The organism is Embleya sp. NPDC055664, from assembly GCF_053618075.1.
Genome location: NZ_JBSHGZ010000002.1, coordinates 314,867 through 331,373, shown reverse-complemented (window position 1 = coordinate 331,373; position 16,507 = coordinate 314,867). Strand labels below are relative to the sequence as shown.

The window sequence follows — 16,507 nt, the reverse complement described above, 5'->3', positions numbered from 1 at the left end:
CGTCGCCGCGCCGGGGGGGGGCGCCGGCGGCCCCCACGGCGGTTCAGGCACCGGTCGAGCGACGGGTGAATCGCAGTGTGACCAACTCGAAGGGGCGCAACTTCAGGCGGATGGCGCCGTCCGCCTCGAGTTCGGGTCCCTCACTGTCGGCGACTCGGCGCTCCAACAGGTCGCAGATGGCGACGCCGGCATGGGGGAATCCCGCCGTCAGGCGCGTTTCGGCCCGGCCGCCTCTGGCCTCGTAGACCCGCACGACGACGTCGCCGCTCGTGTCGTCGGCGAGCTTGACGGCGCTGACGATCACGGCGTCGTTGTCCATGCCCACCAGCGGCGCGACCTCCGTGTCGCCCGGTATGCGGCGCTCGGGCAGGTTGATCGCCCAACCTTCGCGGACCGCGTCACCGATGACGGCGCCGGGCACCAGCGCGTGCCGGAAGCGGTGCATTCCCTGGTCGGTCTCCGGGTCGGGGAAACGCGGCGCGCGCAGGAGCGAGGCTCGCACCGTGGTGGTGGTGCCGTGGTCCTCACGCACGGTCCGCGTGACGTCGTGGCCGTAGGTCGAGTCGTTGACCAGTGCCACGCCCCAACCCGGTTCGTCGAAATACAGGAAACGGTGGTTGCATGCCTCGAATTTGGCGTGCTCCCAGCTCGTGTTCGTGTGTGTCGGTCGGTGGAGGTGTCCGAACTGCGTCTCGGAGGCGTAGCGTTCGGTGTGGATGTCGAGGGGGAATGCCAACTTGAGGAACTTCTCGGTCTCGTGCCAGTCGACCTCGGTCTCGATGTCCAGGCGCTTGGCGCCGGCGGTGAGTGTGAGCGTCTGGACGGCCTTCGAGGATCCGAACGAACGGTCCACACGGACCGTGACGGCCTCGTCCGTGTCCTGGTTGATCGTCACCTCGTCGGCGTCGGTCAGGTCGGTCACGGTGTTCCGGTAGAACTTGTCGACGTCCCACGCGTCCCACATGTTCGGGAAGTCGGGGTGCAGTTGGAGCAGGTTGCCGGGCTGTCGGGGGGCCAGCGACTCCCGCCCGGCGGCGATGTCGTAGACCGACGTCACCAGTCCGCGCTGGTCCACGGTCACTCGGATCAGTCCGTTGTCCAGCACGAATGAGCCGTCGTCGCGCGTCGAGAGACTGCACCCGGTCGACCTGCCCGCGGCCCGGGTACCGGCTCCGGGGGCGACACCGCCGCGCGTGTGCGGTGCGGCGTTGAACACGATGACGTCGCCGGCGGCCGGATCGCCGGCCAACGCACGCTGTGCCGCATCGATGATGGCGTGGAGGTCGGCAGCGACCACCGCGTATGTCGCCTCCGCCTCGCGGTGCACCCACGCGATCGACGAGCCCGGCAGAATGTCGTGGAACTGATGCAGCAGCACCGTTTTCCAGATTCGGTCCAGAGCCTGGTACGGGTAGGCGTAACCGGTTCGTACCGCGGCGGTCGCGGCCCAGAGTTCGGCCTCGTGCAGCAGGTGTTCGCTGCGTCGGTTGCCCTGCTTGGTCTTGGCCTGGCTGGTCAGCGTCGCGCGGTGCAGTTCCAGGTACAGTTCCCCGACCCACACAGGCGGGTTCGCGTACTCGGCCTCCGCTTTGGCGAAGAAGTCCGCGGGTTTTTCCCAGGCGACCTTGGCGGACCCCTCCAGGTCACGCATCCGGGCGGCTTTCGCGATCATCTCCCGGGTGGTGCCGCCCCCGCCGTCGCCCCAGCCGGTCGGGGCCATCGAGTGCCTGGCGACACCCTTGTCCTTGAAGTTGCGTGCCGCGTGCGCTATTTCGCGGCCGTGCATCGAGCAGTTGTAGGTGTCGATCGGCGGGAAGTGCGTGAAGATTCGTGTTCCGTCGATTCCCTCCCACAGGAACGTGTGGTGGGGGAACTTGTTGATCTGGCTCCATGAGATCTTTTGGGTCAGCAGCCATTTGCTGCCTGCGGCCTTGATGATTTGCGGCAGTCCGCCGGCGAACCCGAACGTGTCGGGCAGCCATACCTCGTCGTTCTCGATGCCGAACTCGTCCAGGAAGAATCGTTTGCCGTGTACGAACTGCCGCGCCATGGCCTCGGAGCCGGGCATGTTCGTGTCCGACTCGACCCACATGCCACCGGTCGGCACGAAACGGCCGGCGGCGACCGCCTTCTTCACGCGGGCGTACACCTCCGGTCGGTGCACCTTGACGAACTCGTACTGGGCGGCCTGCGACATCGTGTAGACGAAGTCCGGTTCGTCATCCAACAGTGCGGTCATGTTCGCTGTCGTCCGGGCGACCTTGCGCACCGTCTCCCGGAGCGGCCACAACCAGGCCGAGTCGATGTGCGCATGACCCACTGCGCTCAGCCGGTGCGCCGACGCGGTGGCCGGCACCGACAGGGCCTCCGCGAGCTGCGACCGTGCCGCGGTGGCCGTGCCGTTCACATCCTGCAGATCGATCGCGTCCAACGACCGCTCGATCGCCCGCACGATCTCGTATCGGCGCCCGGCGTCCTTGGGCAGTTCCAGCATGAGTTCCCCGAGCACCTCGAGATCCTGCACCAGGTTCCACACGTCCTGGTCGAACACCGCGAGGTCGATCCGCCGCAGCCGATACTGCGGCTCGTCCCCGGAGGTCTCCTTCTCGCCGAGCAGGGTCGGCAGGAAGGGGTGGTAGTCGAGCACGACCGGGTTGGATGCGGCCTCGACATGCAGCAACACCTCTTCCCCACCGACCGCCGGCGCAGCGATCCGTACCCACTGATTGCGCGGATTGAGGCCCTTGACCGGGGTACCGTCCGGCCGGTAGACGAGGCCCTCGCACTGGAATCCGGGCATGTTCTTGTCGAAGCCCAAATCGATCAGCGCCTCGACGGTCTTCCCGGCCCATGCGGTGGGCACGGTCCCGGAAACCGTCAGCCAGCTCGTCCCCCAGGGCGCACCCCACTTCGCTCCGGTTTCGATGGGGGTTCGCGGTGCGGCCAGCCCCTCGGCCACCGGCACCGGCTCGCCGGGCGCGACCCAGATTCCGATCCGGAGAGGCACCGACTCGGGGTAGATCGCGGGTATGACGCGCTCTTCCAGGACGCGCTTGAGGCGGCTTTCGATCAAAGACCGGTCATCATGCATCGCTGCGGCTCCAGAATCGGTGGCGGCTGTGTGGCCGGGGATGGGCGGGTGAAAAAGCGTCCGGCGGCGGGTCGGCGACGGTCAACATGCCGTGACCTCTCCCACCCTCACGATTTCGGTGATCCCTCGGGCGTCCAGGTGGGTCTGATCCCCGACACGTTCGGCCAGCACGGTGGTGGGCCGCACGCCCTCTTCGGCCAGGCGCATGAACGCTTCGAAGTACGCGCCCCCGGGGCCGCAGGTCGAGCGCGTGGTCACGGTGTCGGGGAGGTCGAGGACGAGGGCGGTGGTACGCGGTTGCGGCTCGTGGCCCCGCCGGCGCACCTCGTCGACGATCTTGGCGATCTCCAGACCGGCAGGCTTCGGCTCCTGGTGGTGCGTCAGCAGTCCGAGGCTGTATTCCACCTCGGGAAAGTCCGCCAACGCGCGGTCGATGTCGTGCGAGCACCACCACGTGACACCCCACAGGTCTTCGCAGTCCAGCGCGTTCTCGATGGTCTTGCGGGTGAAGTCGGCGGCATCTGCGGCCGCTATGTGAGGCGCCGGGGCACCGACCTCCTGCAGCCACACCGGCCGGTGCACACCGGCCGACCATGCCTTCGACAATTCGATCAGGTACGCGGCGTGCTGGTTCGACGCCGTCGACTTCGCGCCGTAGCGCTGCGCGGTTCCGTTGAAGACCCAGGAATGGACCGCCGTGGCGGCGCCGATGCGGGCCGAGTGGGCCGGGGTGAAGGGATGGTCGTCCAGGTACCAGGCCGCGTCGTAGGAGCAGTGCAGGTGGAACCGGCCCGGTGCTCCGGTCTCGCATGCCTCGAGCATGCGCTCCAGCCATGCCGCGGCCTGCTCGGAGCTGATCCGGTCCGGGTCCGGGTGCGGGTCGCCGGAGAATTGGTTGGTCTCGTTGCCCAGCGTCATGCCGAGGAAGTTGGGACGGTCGGCCAGGGCCGCTGCCAGGGTCCGCAGATACTCCTCCTCGCCGGAGAGCGCCTGCGGGTCGGTGAACATGTTGCGCCGGTGCCATGTCCGGAGCCACGAGGGCTGGAAGTCGAAGCTGGACAGATGTCCCTGGAGTCCGTCCACGCTCACGTCGAGCCCACACTCGCCGGCCGCCTCTGCCAGCGCCACCAATTGCTCGACGGCGCGCGGCCGGATCAGCGTCCGGTTCGGCTGGAACAGCGGCCACAGGGGGAAGACCCGGATGTGGTCCATCCCCAGCGCGCTGATCGCGTCCAAATCCGCGCGCACGGCGTCCGGATCGAAGTCCAACCAGTGGTGGAACCAGCCGACGCTGGGGGTGTAGTTGACACCGAAGCGCGGTGTCGTCGAAGTGGCCGCGGGAGTCGGCGCGGTGGGGGCTGTGGGCCTCGTGGACCCTGGGGAGACGTGCCGGGGCTCGGGCATGGGCGCGAAGCTTCCTCCGTGCAAGGGGCGGTGTGGCCGCCGGGGTGATGGGCGAAAACCCGCGCGGTACCTGGCTCAGCCCTTCACGGCGCCCTCCCCGACGCCCTTGAAGAAGAGCCGTTGCAGGCAGACGAACAGGACGAGGATGGGCACCAGCGCGATCATCGCGCCGGCCGCGATGGTCCGCGGATCGGCGGAGAAGGTGCTTTTCAGGTAGGACAGGCCGACGGTGAGCGTCAGATTGGACGGTGTCTGCAGGACCAGCAACGGCCACAGGAAGTCGTCCCATGCGCCGATGAACGTCAGGATCGCGATCACGGCCAGCGTGCCCTTGACGTTCGGCAGACCGACGAAACGGATCCGCTGCAGGACGGTCGCGCCGTCGATGACCGCGGCCTCGTCGATGTCCTGGGGGATCGACAGGAAGGCGTTGCGCATCAGCAGTACGTTGAGCGCGCCGATCATGCCGGGCAGGGCCACCCCCAGCAGCGAGTCCCCCAGGCCCAGGCGGGTGATGGTCTGGAACTGGGAGATGATCGTGACCTCGGCCGGAAGCAGCAGGGCGGACAGGAACAACCCGAACACCAATCCCCGGCCCCGGAACCGCAGCCGGGCCAGGGCGAATCCGGCGAAGGTGGCTCCGACCAGATTCCCGGCCACGCAAAGGACGGCGACCACAAGGGAGTTGGCGGCGAAGTGCCAGACCGGGATCGTACGGGCGACCTCGCCGTAGTTGTCGAATGTCGGGTGGTGCGGCACGAACTGCGGCGTGGCCGCGTAGACGTCCTCGCTCTTGCTCTTGAGCGAGGTCGACAGCTCCCACAACAGCGGTCCGATCGTGAGGAGCGTGGCGAACAGCAGTGTCGTGTAGCGGGCCACCAGGCCGGCCGGGGTACTGCGGCCGAGGGCGCGGGAGCGCCGGCCCCGCCGGCGGCGGCCCACCGGACCGGCGAACTTCGGGCGGCTCCCGGATTCGGTGGCGCGGGCAACGACCGCGCCGTTGACGTGATCGGCGTGGTCGGCCCGATCCGCGTGCTCGTGAACGGTGCTCAGCGCTCTGCCCTCCGGTTGAGCAGGACCAGAAGTGCCATCGGCCCGATGGTGATCACGAACAACAGGACGCTGAGCGCGGAGGCGTATCCCACGCGGCCGTCGCTGCCGGACACGGACTGCTGGATCAACATGACGACGGAGACGTCCCGGCCACCGACGCCCCCGGTCCTGCCGCCGAGGATGTACAACTCGGTGAAGACCCGCATGGCCGACACCGTGACGAGCATCGATGCCAGCAGCATGGTGCCTCGGACCCCGGGGACGGTGACGGACCAAAACCGCCGTACCGCTCCCGCGCCGTCGACCGCGGCCGCCTCGTGCAGCTCGCGGCGCACGTGTCCCAGCGCCGACAGGTAGAGGATCATGTAGTAGCCGAGGCCCTTCCAGACCGTCAGGGCGATGGCGCTGAACAGCAGCAGCCACCTGCCGGTCAGGAACGGGATCGCGGAGTGGATCACATCTGCCTGCTGCGCCAGTCCGTTGGCGATTCCGCGGTCGTCCAGGAGCCACTGCCAGATGAGTGCGACGACCACGGCCGAGGCGATCACGGGGAAGTACAGGACGGTTCTGAAGAACGCCATGAACGGCAGGTTTCGCTCCACCAGCAACGCGAGAAGCAGCGGCAGCATGGTGAGCAGCGGAACGCAAACCGCGACGTAGACAAGGCAGTTGACCAAGGCGTCCCGCAACTGCGGGTCGTCCAGTATTCGGTGGTAGTTGCGCAGTCCGACGAAGTGCCCGCCGGTCAGGGTGTGGACGTTGGTGAAGGACAGCACCCCGGTGTTGACCGCCGGCCACAGGCTGAACAGGGCCAGGAACGCGAACGCGGGGAGAACCAGCAGCCATGGCGTGTACCAGCGGTGGGGCCTCATGATCTCCTCATGGGTCCGGGACCGCCGACGGGCAAGCGGGAACGCACCCGCCGACGGCACATGGGGGCGGGTGTCAGTCGCTGAGCAGTTGGTTCGCTTTGGTGACGGCGTTGTCGAGCGCCTGCTTGGACGATTGCTTCCCGGTCATCGCGAGTGCGATCTGCTGGTTGAGGTAGGTGTTCATCGCGTCCGTCCACCCGGGAGGCGTGAAGTTCACCGCGTGCTGCATGCCCTGGTATGCGAGGGCCGTGGCGTCGCCTTGGGGTGTGCCGTCGCTCCTGCTGTACACCGGGTCGGCGGCCGCGGCGGCGGTGCCGGGGAGGTAACCCTGGGCCAGCTTGACGAAGGCCGTCTGGTTGGCGTTGTCCGTCACGAACCTGGCGAACGCCAGCGCCAGCGGCAGGTTCTTGCTCTTCGCGGCGACGGAGATGCCCTGCACGTACAGCGGTGGGGTGTTCAGGGCCGGCGAGGGGACGACCTGGGCGGCGAGTGTGGGGTTGGTCTGCGCGAGGCTGTCGATGTAGTTGCCGGCGCCCGTGGTCCACGCCACCTGTTGCTTGGAGAACAGCGTCGAGTTGCCCTCGTAGGTGTCGGTGAGCACGTTGGACGGCAAGTAGCCCGCTTGGAACGCCTCGGTATACCGGTCCAGCATCGCCTGCGCGCCGGGGGTGCTGAAGTCGAACCTCTTCCCGTCGGCGGTCATCAGTTTCGTACCGGAGTCGACGATGTCGGAGAGGCCGGGCGAGCGGCTCATCAGGAAATCCTTGCCGCCGGACCTGTCATGCATGATCTTTGCCTGGGCGAGCAGGTCTTCGAAGGTCTTCGGCGGCTTCGTGGGATCGAGCCCGTTGCGGGTGAGCATGGTCTTGTTCCAGTAGCTGACGTCCGTGCCGAGGTACCAGGGCAGTCCGTAGGTGGCGTTCGCGAAGTCGGGGAACGTGTAGGCGTCCAGGCCGCTCTTGACGTAGTCGGCGGAGAGTGTGGGCACGTTCTTGGTCAGGTCGAGCAGTGCGCCCACCTTGGCCATCGAATGTGCGATGTCGGGCGGCAGGTTGACGACGTCCGGCAGGCTGCCGCTGGTCACCTGGCTGCTGACCTTGGTCGAGTATCCGTCGCCCGGCTGGTCGATCCAGTTGATGGTGGTACCGGGGTGCTTCGTCTGGAAGTCCGCGATGAGCGCGGTGAAGTAGGGCGTGAACTTGTCGTTCTTCAGCGACCAGGTCTGGAACGTCACGGAGCCCTTGAGCGGGGTGTCCGTGGCGACGGTCTTGTGGTCGGCCTGCTTGTCGCCGCCGCCGACACCGCAACCGGCCAGGGGCAGCAGAACCGCGACCGCGGCGAGGGCCCCCGCGAACTTGAGTCTGAAGTGCATGAGCGCCAACTTTCTCGTCGAACCGAAAGGGCGGTGCATGGGGATGCCGGGCCGTGCCCGAAGAACGCCGTAGAAAGCGCCGACCGCAACCGGACGCAGGTTTTACGAGGCGAACCGGGAGGCGAACTAAAGCGCTATAGCCGGTGAACAAAACTATGGAACGACCCCGGAATACATGTCAAGACGCGGCCGTGGAAGATCCCGTCTCGCCGACACGTGGGGACCATGCCGTGACGCGCGTGCAGCCCCACCGCGGATCCCCGTCCCGGAACATGCGAAGCCCGTACGGCGACGAGCCCAGGGGATCGCGCCGATTCGCGCCGAGCCGATCCCCCGGGCCGCCGGACGCACCGGGGACAGGCACCGCGGGAGCGCCGATCGGGCCCCGGCCGGCACAGGACCCGGGGCGGGCTGGGCCCCCCGTCAACCGCGCGGTCGGACCCGCCGCGCTTCGGCGGGCGCTGCCGTGCTGCCGCGGGCCACCAGGGTGGGCAGGGGATCCGGGACCACGCTCGCCGGGCCGCCGTCCAGCAGGCGCAGGAGCTGCTCCGTCGCATGGCGGCCGTAGGCCGCGGTGTCGCGGACCAGGGAGGTCAGCGGTGGATGCGCGGTACGGCACAGGACGGAGTCGTCCCAGGCGACGATGGACAGGTCCCGCGGCACCACGAGCCCGCCCTCGACCGCGACCGCAAGGCCCGCCATGGCCAGTATGTCGTTGTCGTAGACGATCGCCGTCGGGGGCCGCGGTGCCTCGAGGGCCCTGCGGGTGACCTCGGCGCCCTCGGCCTCGGAGTAGTCCGTGGGCACCGAGGTGACGTCGACCGACCCCAGCCGGGCCGCCTCCGCCCGAAGCGAATCCACCCGGCGCCGGGTGTGCACGAGTGCGGGCAGGCCCGCGATGTGCAGAATTCGGCGATGACCGAGCCCGTGCAGGTGTCCGACGATCGATGCCATCGCGGCCGCGTCGTCAGCCCATACCGTGGAGATGCCCGGATAGGCCGGCGTGTGCGTGGCGAGCGCTCCGATGACGACGGCCGGCAGGCCGAGTTCGTCGAGCAGCCGCGGGCGCGGGTCGTCCAGTCTCGGATCGACGACGAGCAGACCGTCCACCCGGCGCTCCGCCCACCACCGGCGGTAGACCGCGCACTCCTCGGCCACGTCCTCCACCACCTGGAAGAGCAGTCCCAGGTGGCGCACGGCAAGCGACTCCTGGATACCGGAGACGAGTCGCAGAAAGAAGGACTCCACTTCGAGCGTCCGCGCGGGCCGAGCCAGGACCAGGCCCACGGTGGCCGAACCCTCGCCGGACAGCGCCCTGGCCGCGGTGCTGGCCCGCCAACCGAGTTCCTCGGCCACTCGTCGAACCCGGTCACGGGTCGTGGGTGAGACCCCGGGACGGTCGTTGAGCGCGAAGGAGACCGCGCTCTCCGACACCCCCGCCCGCCGGGCGATGTCCTTCATCGTGGGACGGCGGGTCGGCCTCCGGCGACCGGGCTCCGGCGGGTCCGTGGCATCCATGGCGCGAAGCCTACCCCAGCCGTGTCGCCCGGGTAATGCGCTTGATCCAGTGTGTACTAAAGCGAATTAGTTGAGCGGCCTACCCATCCCCACCTCGCCTGTTGTCGGCATCGGCGAATTGGTGCGAAAGAAACCGTTGACAGCCCCGGTGGCAGCCGTCAATCTGACGTTCGGCTCATCCGCATCATCCCGGCGGCCCCGCCGGGTTCCCCGGAATCGGTGGCGTCCTCGGCTCCGCCGGCCGCAAGAGGTGCCGTGCGCAACCCGGGGCCGCCGGATCTCCCGCACCCGACGCCGTCAGCGCGTCGACGAGAATGAGGGCAGGGCCGACATGGAGCCTGGACCGCCGGAGCCACCCGGTCAATCGCGGTGGTCGGACGCGGAGTTCGATCGATTGGTGACGTTCGCGCGGGGTGCGCGCCCGGCCGGCGGCGGGTTCGACCGGCTGGACGACGTGGGTGTTGCCTCGTCCGACCACACCGTGCACACCTGGATCACCACGCGGATGACCCACGTGACCGTCCTGGGCACCCACGACCCCGCCACCCTCCTGCACCCGAACCTGCTGACACAGGTACCGGCCGAGGCGTCCCTGGCTTCGGCCCTGACCTGCGCCCGCCCGGGCGCCGGCCCGCCGACCGTGACCGACGTGGCGGTCCACCGCCCGTGAGCACCCTTCGACCAGGGGGTCGGACGACGCCTTCCCCCTTCGGTGCGGCGCGCCCGGAACCCGACCGGGCGACGCGACACCACCGGCTCACTCGGCGCTTCCGAACAGGTCGGGCGCCGACTCCTACGACGGGAGATCGATCGACCATGTCGAAACTGCTACGGCGCAGAATGCGGACAGCCGCGCTCGCGCTCTCGACCATCGCGGCTCTCACTTTCGGCGCGACCGCCCCGACCGGCGCGGCAGCGGCCCCCGCCCCCGCCCCCATGAAGCAGGGGCCGACCTCGGTGGCGTACGTCGAGGTGAACGATCAGAGCATGCTGAACGTGGGCAAATACACCCTCGCCAACAGCGGCGGCAACGTCTTCGACGTAGCCGTGATCTTCGCAGCGAACATCAACTACGACACGGAAACGAAGTCGGCCTATCTGTACTTCAACGAAAACGTGCAGCGCGTTCTCGACAATGTTGCCACCGAGGTCCGACCGTTGCAGCGCAAGGGCATCAAGGTCGTCCTCTCGGTGCTCGGCAACCACCAGGGCGCGGGCTTCGCCAACTTCCCCTCGCAGCAGGCGGCTTCGGCGTTCGCGACACAGCTGTCGGACGCCGTGACCAGGTACGGCCTGGACGGCATCGACTTCGACGACGAGTACGCCGAGTACGGCAACAACGGCACCGGCCGGCCCAACAGCAGCTCGTTCGTGCACGTGGTGACGGCGCTACGGGCGAACATGCCGAACAAGATCATCAGCCTCTACAACATCGGCCCGTCCGCGTCGCGCCTGTCCTACGGCGGCGTCGACGTCTCCTCCAAGTTCGACTACGCCTGGAACCCCTACTACGGCACCTGGCGGGTCCCCGGTATCGCGCTGCCGAAGTCGAAGCTGTCACCGGCGGCCGTCGAGATCGGCGGAACCTCGCAGGGCACGGCCGCCGGCCTCGCCCGCCGCACCGTCCGCGAGGGGTACGGCGTGTTTCTCACGTACAACCTCGACGGCACCGATCGCAGCGCCGATGTCTCCGCGTTCACCAGGGAGTTGTACGGCACCGACGCCCTCTACACGCCGTAGGGCAACCGCGCTTCCCGGCGCATGGTGCACTCTCGGGGCTCGTCGCTTCCGATAGGGGACGACTCGCGCAAGCCGCGCCCGTGACAGCGATGTCGGGGCGCGGCCCGGCACGGCTCCTCACCTCTGTTGATCATGCGCTTTTCCATGCCTCACCTCTGCACCGCACCGTCCTACCGGGCGGGGGCCTCTCCGGCGGCTTCGCCGCGAGCCGTGTGGCGCACCGCCACATCCGGAGACGGTCCTCGGAGAACCAGCCCTCCCAGGGCACTCGTCCAGTCCCCGCCGGGAGCCGTACCGGGTTCGACGAAATCGCCCGCGGCGGACGAGAACGACCGTCCGCTGCGGGCGACACGGAGTGTGGGTCAGGTCGCCACCGCAGGCCTTCCGCAGGGTATTCGGGTCGAATGCGCCGTCGGCGTGTTGGTGCCTGCCGGGCGCCATCCCTCTCGTCTCCCGTTCGTCGGGGCCGGCCGGCTGCCAGACTGGGTCGGTGACTACGGCGAAATCGGCGGCATCGCAGGGGCTTCCGGCGTCGAGGCTGGGCAGGAAGTTCACGCTGCTGTGGTCGGCCTCGTCGGTCTCCGCCGTGGGTGACGGCATGCGGGACGCGGCCCTGCCCTTGTTGGCCGCCACGGTGTCGTCGTCACCGAGCGCCGTGGCGTTGGTGACGGTGGCCGGAACGCTGCCCTGGCTGGTGATGTCCTTGGTGGGGGGTGTCCTGGCCGACCGGTTCGACCGGCGGCGCCTGATGTGGCAGGTCGACCTGGTGCGCGCCGTGGTGGTCCTGGGCTTCGCCGCGTGGGTGCTGGTCGCGAGCCCGCCGTTGGTGGTGCCGGCCCTGCTGGCCTTCGTGCTCGGGTGCGGCGAGACGGTCTTCGTCAACGCGTCCACGTCCGCCCTGCCGGATGTGGTGCGGCCCGAGCAACTCGAGGCCGCCAACGGTCGTCTGGAGGGCGGTCTCATCGTCGGCGGACACTTCGCCGGCCCGCTGCTGGGCTCCGCCCTGTTCGTTGTCGGCGCGGGGTACCCGTTCGCCGTGGACGGCGTCTCCTTCGTCCTGGCCGCCGCCCTGGTGGCCGCGTTGGGTCGGTCGAGCGCGAGCACGCCGTCACCTCGTCGCCCGGTGGCGGCGGACATCCGCGAGGGCGTTCGCTGGACCTGGAGGCACCGCGGGATCCGGCTGCTGGCCATCGTGGCAGCGGTGGCGTCGATGGCTTTCTATCTGGCGGTCACCATGCTGGTGCTGCTGTTGACGAAGACCCTGGGGGCGTCGCCCGTGGCGTACGGCATGGTGTTGGCCTCGGGTGCCGTCGGCGGAGCGTTGGCCGGCGTCACCTCGGGCCGGCTGCGCGACCGCCTCGGCCTGACGTCCAGAATCGGTCTGTCCTTCTTCCTGATGGGAGCCTCACTGCTGGGTCTGGGGATCGGCTCCTCCGTGGCCTTGGCGGCCGTCCTGTATGCCGTGGCCAGTTTCGGTGTGGTGACCTGGAACGTGCAGGTGGTCTCCCTCAGGCAACGGGTCGTACCGCGTCGGCTTCTCGGTCGGGTCAACAGCTGTTACCTGTTGCTGAGCCGTCTGGGGATCCTGGTCGGCGCCGGACTCGGCGGCTGGCTCGGTTCCGCGTTCTCCGTGCGCACCCCCGTCGTTCTCGGCGGTGTCGTCCTGCTCACGTCCCTCGTCGTGGTCCCCGGGTTGGCCAGTCTCGAGGCGGTGCGAAGCCGACCCGCCGGACTCGACGGCACAGCCGATCCGGACCCGGATCCGGATCCGGATCCGGATCCGGTCGACGATCCGACGCTCCCCCGGTGACCGGGCACCGCTTTCCGCAGGGCCGGGCGCGGCTCCCACCGCGCCCGTCCACGGTCACCGAACGACCGCGTACGCCTGTTGCCCACGCGGACTCGCCGCCGCCAGCACGCCGCCGTGCGAGTCCGGGCCCGTGGCACACACCTTGCCCAAGGTCATCGGCGCGACCGTCTGCACCTCGTGGCCGCGCCGGCGAAGCTCGGTCAGGACGGCCGGATCGAACCCGTCCTGCTCCAAGACCGCGGCCAGTGGCCGCGCCTGGCGGGGCGTGAACGAGCTCGGTACGTGATCGGTGTGGAAGGTCGCCGCTTCCACCGCCTGCTGGGGGCTCATGCCGAAGTCGACGTGGTTGACGAAGAAGTTCAGGGTCCACTGGTCCTGTTGGTCGCCCCCGGGCGTACCGAAGGCCAGGTAGGGCGCGCCGTCCCGGAGCGCCAAGGTCGGACTGAGCGTCGTACGCGGCCGTTTGCCGGGAGCGACGGAGTTGTTGTGTTCCTCGTCCAACCAGGCCATCTGGCCTCGGGTGCCCAGCGCAAATCCGAGACCGGGGACCACCGGCGAGCTCTTGAGCCACCCGCCGCTGGGGGTGGCGACCACCATGTTGCCGTCGCGATCGGTCGCACTCACGCAGCACGTGTCGCCCTTCGCCGCCGTCCGCTGCAGGACGGTCGGGATGCCGTCGGCCAACTGCCGCAGCCAGTCCGGGTCGCCGGAGGAGGCGGACACGTCCAGTACCGGGGGGATCCACGGCTTTCGACCGTCGGGGGAGCCGGGGCGCAGGACATCGGACGCCTCGGATCCGATCAGGGTCCGGCGGGCCGCCGCGTAGGCGGGGTCGAGGAGGCCGGCCAGCGGCACGTCGGCGTGCTCCGGGTCGCCGTACCACGCCTCCCGGTCCGCGAAGGCCAACTTGGCGGACTCGATCACGGTGTGCACGTGGTCCGCGCTCCCGAAGCCCATCGCGTTGATGTCGAAGCCCTCCAGCAGGGCCAGTTGCTGGAGGAAGACCGGGCCTTGGGACCAGGGACCCGCCTTGTGCACGCTGTGACCGCGGTAGTCGAGGGTCACGGTGGCCTCGACGGGTACTCGCCAGCCGGCCAGGTCGTCGCCGGTGAGCAAGCCGCCGTTGTGCCGGCCGGTGGAGTCGATCGGCTCCTCGGTCGCCATGAACCGGTCGACGGCCTCGGCGACGAATCCCTCGTAGAAGGCCGAGATCGCGGCGTCCGCCTGTGCCTCGCGCGTTCGTCCGCCGGCCGTGGCCTCGGCAAGGATGCGGCGATACGTCCGGGCCAGCGCCGGATTGCGCATCCGGGCGCCGGGCGCGGGAGCCGCGCCGTGGTGCAGATAGGTACGGCCGGACTCGGTCCACTCGTCGCGGAAGAGCGGCGCCATCACCTCGATCATCGCGGCGGTTTTGGGCAGCAGCGGATATCCGTCCTCGGCGTAGCCGATCGCGGGCTCCAGCACGTCCTGTACCGTCAGCCGGCCGAAGTCGCGCAGCAGGCGCATCCAGGCGCCGAAGGCTCCGGGCACGGTGGCCGCCAGCAGGCCGGAGCCGGGTATCACCGCCAGCCCGCGCCGGCGAAACGCCTCGGGCGTCGCCTGCCGCGGCATCGGGCCCTGTCCGCAGACGACCTGGGTGGACCCGGTCGCCGCGTCGTAGACCATGATCGGGACGTCTCCGCCGGGGCCGTTGAGATGCGGCTCCACCACCTGGATGACCAGGGCCGCGGCGGTGGCGGCGTCGAACGCGTTCCCGCCGCGATCGAACATCGCCACGCCCGCCGCCGAAGCGAGCCAGTGCGTGGAGGAGACCGCGCACGCGGTGCCGTGCAGTTCCGGACGATGCAGCACGAGACGTCCTTCCGGGGGTCGGTCAAGGGGATTCGACGGGGTCCGCGAGGTGTCCGGAGGCGACCGGTGTCACCCGGCCGGTCACGCTGCCTCGCACCACGAGGCCGTTCTCGACCGTCACCGTGCACTCGAGCAGTGCGGGGCGGCCCGCCTCGGCTCCCTGGCGGACCGTGTATCCGTGCTCGCCGTTCGTGGCGGGCAGTCGGCCGGCGACGATCAGCCACCCGCCCAGGGCCATGGCCACCGGTCCGCAGGCGGGGTCCTCGGGGATGCCGAAGCCGGGGGCGAACAGCCGGGCCCGGGCGAGGCGATCGGCCGGGTCCCAGGTGAACAGGCACAGAGCCGGCAGAGCGACGTCGCGCATGTGCGCGTAGTCGGGTCGGGCCCGGGCGATCGCGCCGGCGCGGACCGGGAGCACCGCGAAGCCCCCGCCGAAGCCCGCCAGTCGCGGCCCGCCGTCGCCGTCCGTATCGGCGAGGTCTGCCTCGGTCAGCCCCACCGCGTCGAGCAGTGGTTGCCGATCCAGCGGCTCGCCGCGCACCGGCCCGCTCGCGTGCAGGGTGGCGCGGTCGGCCCGCGCCGCGAGCACCTGGCGTCCGGTGCCACATTCCTGCACCAGCCGGCCGGTGGGAACGCGGCCCAACCGGGCCAGCGTGGCGGCGGTCCCCACGCCGGAATGCGCGCCGTGCGGTGATTCGGCGTCCGGACCGAAGACGCGCACCCGGTACGACGCGTGGGGCGAGGTCGCGGGGAGGACGAAGGCGGTTTCCGCGGCGCCGAGTTCCGCCGCGACGCACTGCATCACGGCGGACGACAGTCCCGTCGCGTCGGGGACCACGGCCAGGGCGCTGCCCGTGAAGGGACGGTCGGTGAACATGTTGACGAGCTCGTAGCCGATCATCGTGTGCCCGTCGACGTGAAGAGCTTGCCGGCGATCCGCTCCACGACCTCTGGGCTGCCCTGGTAGGGGAAGTCGGCTCGGGGCCAATGGACGACCAGGTCGGTGAAGCCGATGTCCGCGAACAGGCCGCAGGCGTCCTCGTAGGCGTCCACCGAATCGATCACGCCGGTGATCATCGCGCCGGTGACGACCAGGCGGCGCACCGTCGAGGGGTCGCGGCCGATGTCCGCGCACGCCGCGTCGAGGGCGTGCGCCTGTGCGCGAAGCTTCGCGATCGCCGGTGCGTAGCCGCTCGGTTCACCCCAGCCGGGGTCGCCGGCCGTCACCCAGATGTCGGCGTGGCGAGCCGCCAGCCGGATGCCTCTGGGGCCGGTCGCGGCGATGGCCAGGGGCAGGCGCGGGCGCTGGACGCAGCCCGGCACCATGAAGGCGCCGTGGGCTTCGAACCAGGCACCCCGGTGGTCGGTCACCCGTCGGCGCAGCAGCAGGTCGGTCATTTCGACGAACTCCGCGAAACGGTCGTGGCGTTCGGCCGGGGACGGCGGTGTGTGGCCCAGCACCCGGTCGTCGTGGCCTCCGGCGCCGGCGCCGAGTCCGCAGATCAGCCGGCCGTCCGAGATGTCGTCGAGGGTCATCAATTCCTTGGCGAAGGTCACCGGGTGCCGGTAGGACGCGCCGGCGACCATCGTCCCGAGTCCGATCCGGGAGGTGGCCTCGGCCGCGGCCGCCAGCGTGGGGACGGCGCCGAACCAGGGCTTTTCGCGCAACCATCGCCACATCAGGTGGTCGTAGGTCCACGCGTGGTCGAAGCCGAGTTCCTCGGCGCGCGTCCACAGTCGCCGCGCGTGCGACCAGCGCTGCTCGGGCAGCAGGATCACCCCGTGCCGCATGGCGC

General features: G+C 69.6%; 12 protein-coding genes. 3 read left to right on the top strand and 9 right to left on the bottom strand.

Annotated elements, in window-relative coordinates:
- Positions 1-43: 43 nt before the first annotated feature.
- The 6 genes from ACWGR4_RS04570 to ACWGR4_RS04545 form a co-directional block, all read right to left on the bottom strand.
- Positions 44-3,091, bottom strand: coding sequence for an alpha-mannosidase (locus ACWGR4_RS04570; protein ID WP_452128014.1), 3,048 nt, complete (start codon positions 3,089-3,091; stop codon positions 44-46).
- A gap of 81 nt (positions 3,092-3,172) precedes the next feature.
- Positions 3,173-4,495 (bottom strand): glycoside hydrolase 5 family protein, encoded by a 1,323-nt coding sequence (locus tag ACWGR4_RS04565; RefSeq protein WP_452128015.1) that lies wholly within the window; start codon positions 4,493-4,495, stop codon positions 3,173-3,175.
- A 75-nt stretch (positions 4,496-4,570) separates the two neighbouring features.
- The gene (locus ACWGR4_RS04560; RefSeq protein WP_452128016.1) at positions 4,571-5,437 is read right to left on the bottom strand and encodes a carbohydrate ABC transporter permease; all 867 of its coding nucleotides are present in this window, start codon (positions 5,435-5,437) and stop codon (positions 4,571-4,573) included.
- Between the two features lie 107 nt (positions 5,438-5,544).
- The gene (locus ACWGR4_RS04555) at positions 5,545-6,420 is read right to left on the bottom strand and encodes a carbohydrate ABC transporter permease (RefSeq protein ID WP_380005739.1); all 876 of its coding nucleotides are present in this window, start codon (positions 6,418-6,420) and stop codon (positions 5,545-5,547) included.
- 73 nt (positions 6,421-6,493) lie between these two features.
- The gene (locus ACWGR4_RS04550) at positions 6,494-7,792 is read right to left on the bottom strand and encodes an extracellular solute-binding protein (RefSeq protein ID WP_380005741.1); all 1,299 of its coding nucleotides are present in this window, start codon (positions 7,790-7,792) and stop codon (positions 6,494-6,496) included.
- 423 nt (positions 7,793-8,215) lie between these two features.
- Entirely contained in the window at positions 8,216-9,310 is a 1,095-nt protein-coding gene (locus ACWGR4_RS04545; RefSeq protein ID WP_380005743.1) for a LacI family DNA-binding transcriptional regulator, read from the bottom strand.
- 397 nt (positions 9,311-9,707) lie between these two features.
- Here ACWGR4_RS04545 and ACWGR4_RS04540 point away from each other — a divergent pair, with 397 nt between their 5' ends.
- From ACWGR4_RS04540 to ACWGR4_RS04530, 3 genes are all read left to right on the top strand, one after another.
- Positions 9,708-9,980 (top strand): hypothetical protein, encoded by a 273-nt coding sequence (locus tag ACWGR4_RS04540; protein WP_452128017.1) that lies wholly within the window; start codon positions 9,708-9,710, stop codon positions 9,978-9,980.
- A gap of 146 nt (positions 9,981-10,126) precedes the next feature.
- Positions 10,127-11,050, top strand: a complete 924-nt coding sequence (locus tag ACWGR4_RS04535) for an endo-beta-N-acetylglucosaminidase H (RefSeq protein WP_380005747.1) — start codon at positions 10,127-10,129, stop codon at positions 11,048-11,050.
- A 490-nt stretch (positions 11,051-11,540) separates the two neighbouring features.
- Entirely contained in the window at positions 11,541-12,860 is a 1,320-nt protein-coding gene (locus tag ACWGR4_RS04530; protein ID WP_452128018.1) for an MFS transporter, read from the top strand.
- A 54-nt stretch (positions 12,861-12,914) separates the two neighbouring features.
- Here the strand turns inward: ACWGR4_RS04530 and ACWGR4_RS04525 are convergent, their stop codons facing one another.
- Genes ACWGR4_RS04525 through ACWGR4_RS04515 form a run of 3 tightly spaced genes read right to left on the bottom strand, consistent with a single transcriptional unit; the run spans position 12,915 to position 16,502 of the window.
- Positions 12,915-14,711, bottom strand: a complete 1,797-nt coding sequence (locus ACWGR4_RS04525) for a gamma-glutamyltransferase family protein (RefSeq protein ID WP_452128019.1) — start codon at positions 14,709-14,711, stop codon at positions 12,915-12,917.
- A 22-nt stretch (positions 14,712-14,733) separates the two neighbouring features.
- Positions 14,734-15,612, bottom strand: coding sequence for a PhzF family phenazine biosynthesis protein (locus ACWGR4_RS04520; protein ID WP_380005753.1), 879 nt, complete (start codon positions 15,610-15,612; stop codon positions 14,734-14,736).
- Positions 15,609-16,502 (bottom strand): LLM class flavin-dependent oxidoreductase, encoded by an 894-nt coding sequence (locus tag ACWGR4_RS04515; protein ID WP_380006097.1) that lies wholly within the window; start codon positions 16,500-16,502, stop codon positions 15,609-15,611. The genes ACWGR4_RS04520 and ACWGR4_RS04515 overlap by 4 nt, the downstream gene beginning before the upstream one ends.
- Positions 16,503-16,507 lie beyond the last annotated feature (5 nt).

Excerpts from the sequence above, each read along its gene's own strand:
- ACWGR4_RS04570 (WP_452128014.1), bottom strand. The coding sequence starts at position 3,091 with ATGCATGATGACCGGTCTTTGATCGAAAGCCGCCTCAAGCGCGTCCTG.
- ACWGR4_RS04565 (WP_452128015.1), bottom strand. The coding sequence starts at position 4,495 with ATGCCCGAGCCCCGGCACGTCTCCCCAGGGTCCACGAGGCCCACAGCC.
- ACWGR4_RS04555 (WP_380005739.1), bottom strand. The coding sequence starts at position 6,420 with ATGAGGCCCCACCGCTGGTACACGCCATGGCTGCTGGTTCTCCCCGCG.
- ACWGR4_RS04550 (WP_380005741.1), bottom strand. The coding sequence starts at position 7,792 with ATGCACTTCAGACTCAAGTTCGCGGGGGCCCTCGCCGCGGTCGCGGTT.
- ACWGR4_RS04545 (WP_380005743.1), bottom strand. The coding sequence starts at position 9,310 with ATGGATGCCACGGACCCGCCGGAGCCCGGTCGCCGGAGGCCGACCCGC.
- ACWGR4_RS04535 (WP_380005747.1), top strand. The coding sequence starts at position 10,127 with ATGTCGAAACTGCTACGGCGCAGAATGCGGACAGCCGCGCTCGCGCTC.
- ACWGR4_RS04520 (WP_380005753.1), bottom strand. The coding sequence starts at position 15,612 with ATGATCGGCTACGAGCTCGTCAACATGTTCACCGACCGTCCCTTCACG.
- ACWGR4_RS04515 (WP_380006097.1), bottom strand. The coding sequence starts at position 16,502 with ATGCGGCACGGGGTGATCCTGCTGCCCGAGCAGCGCTGGTCGCACGCG.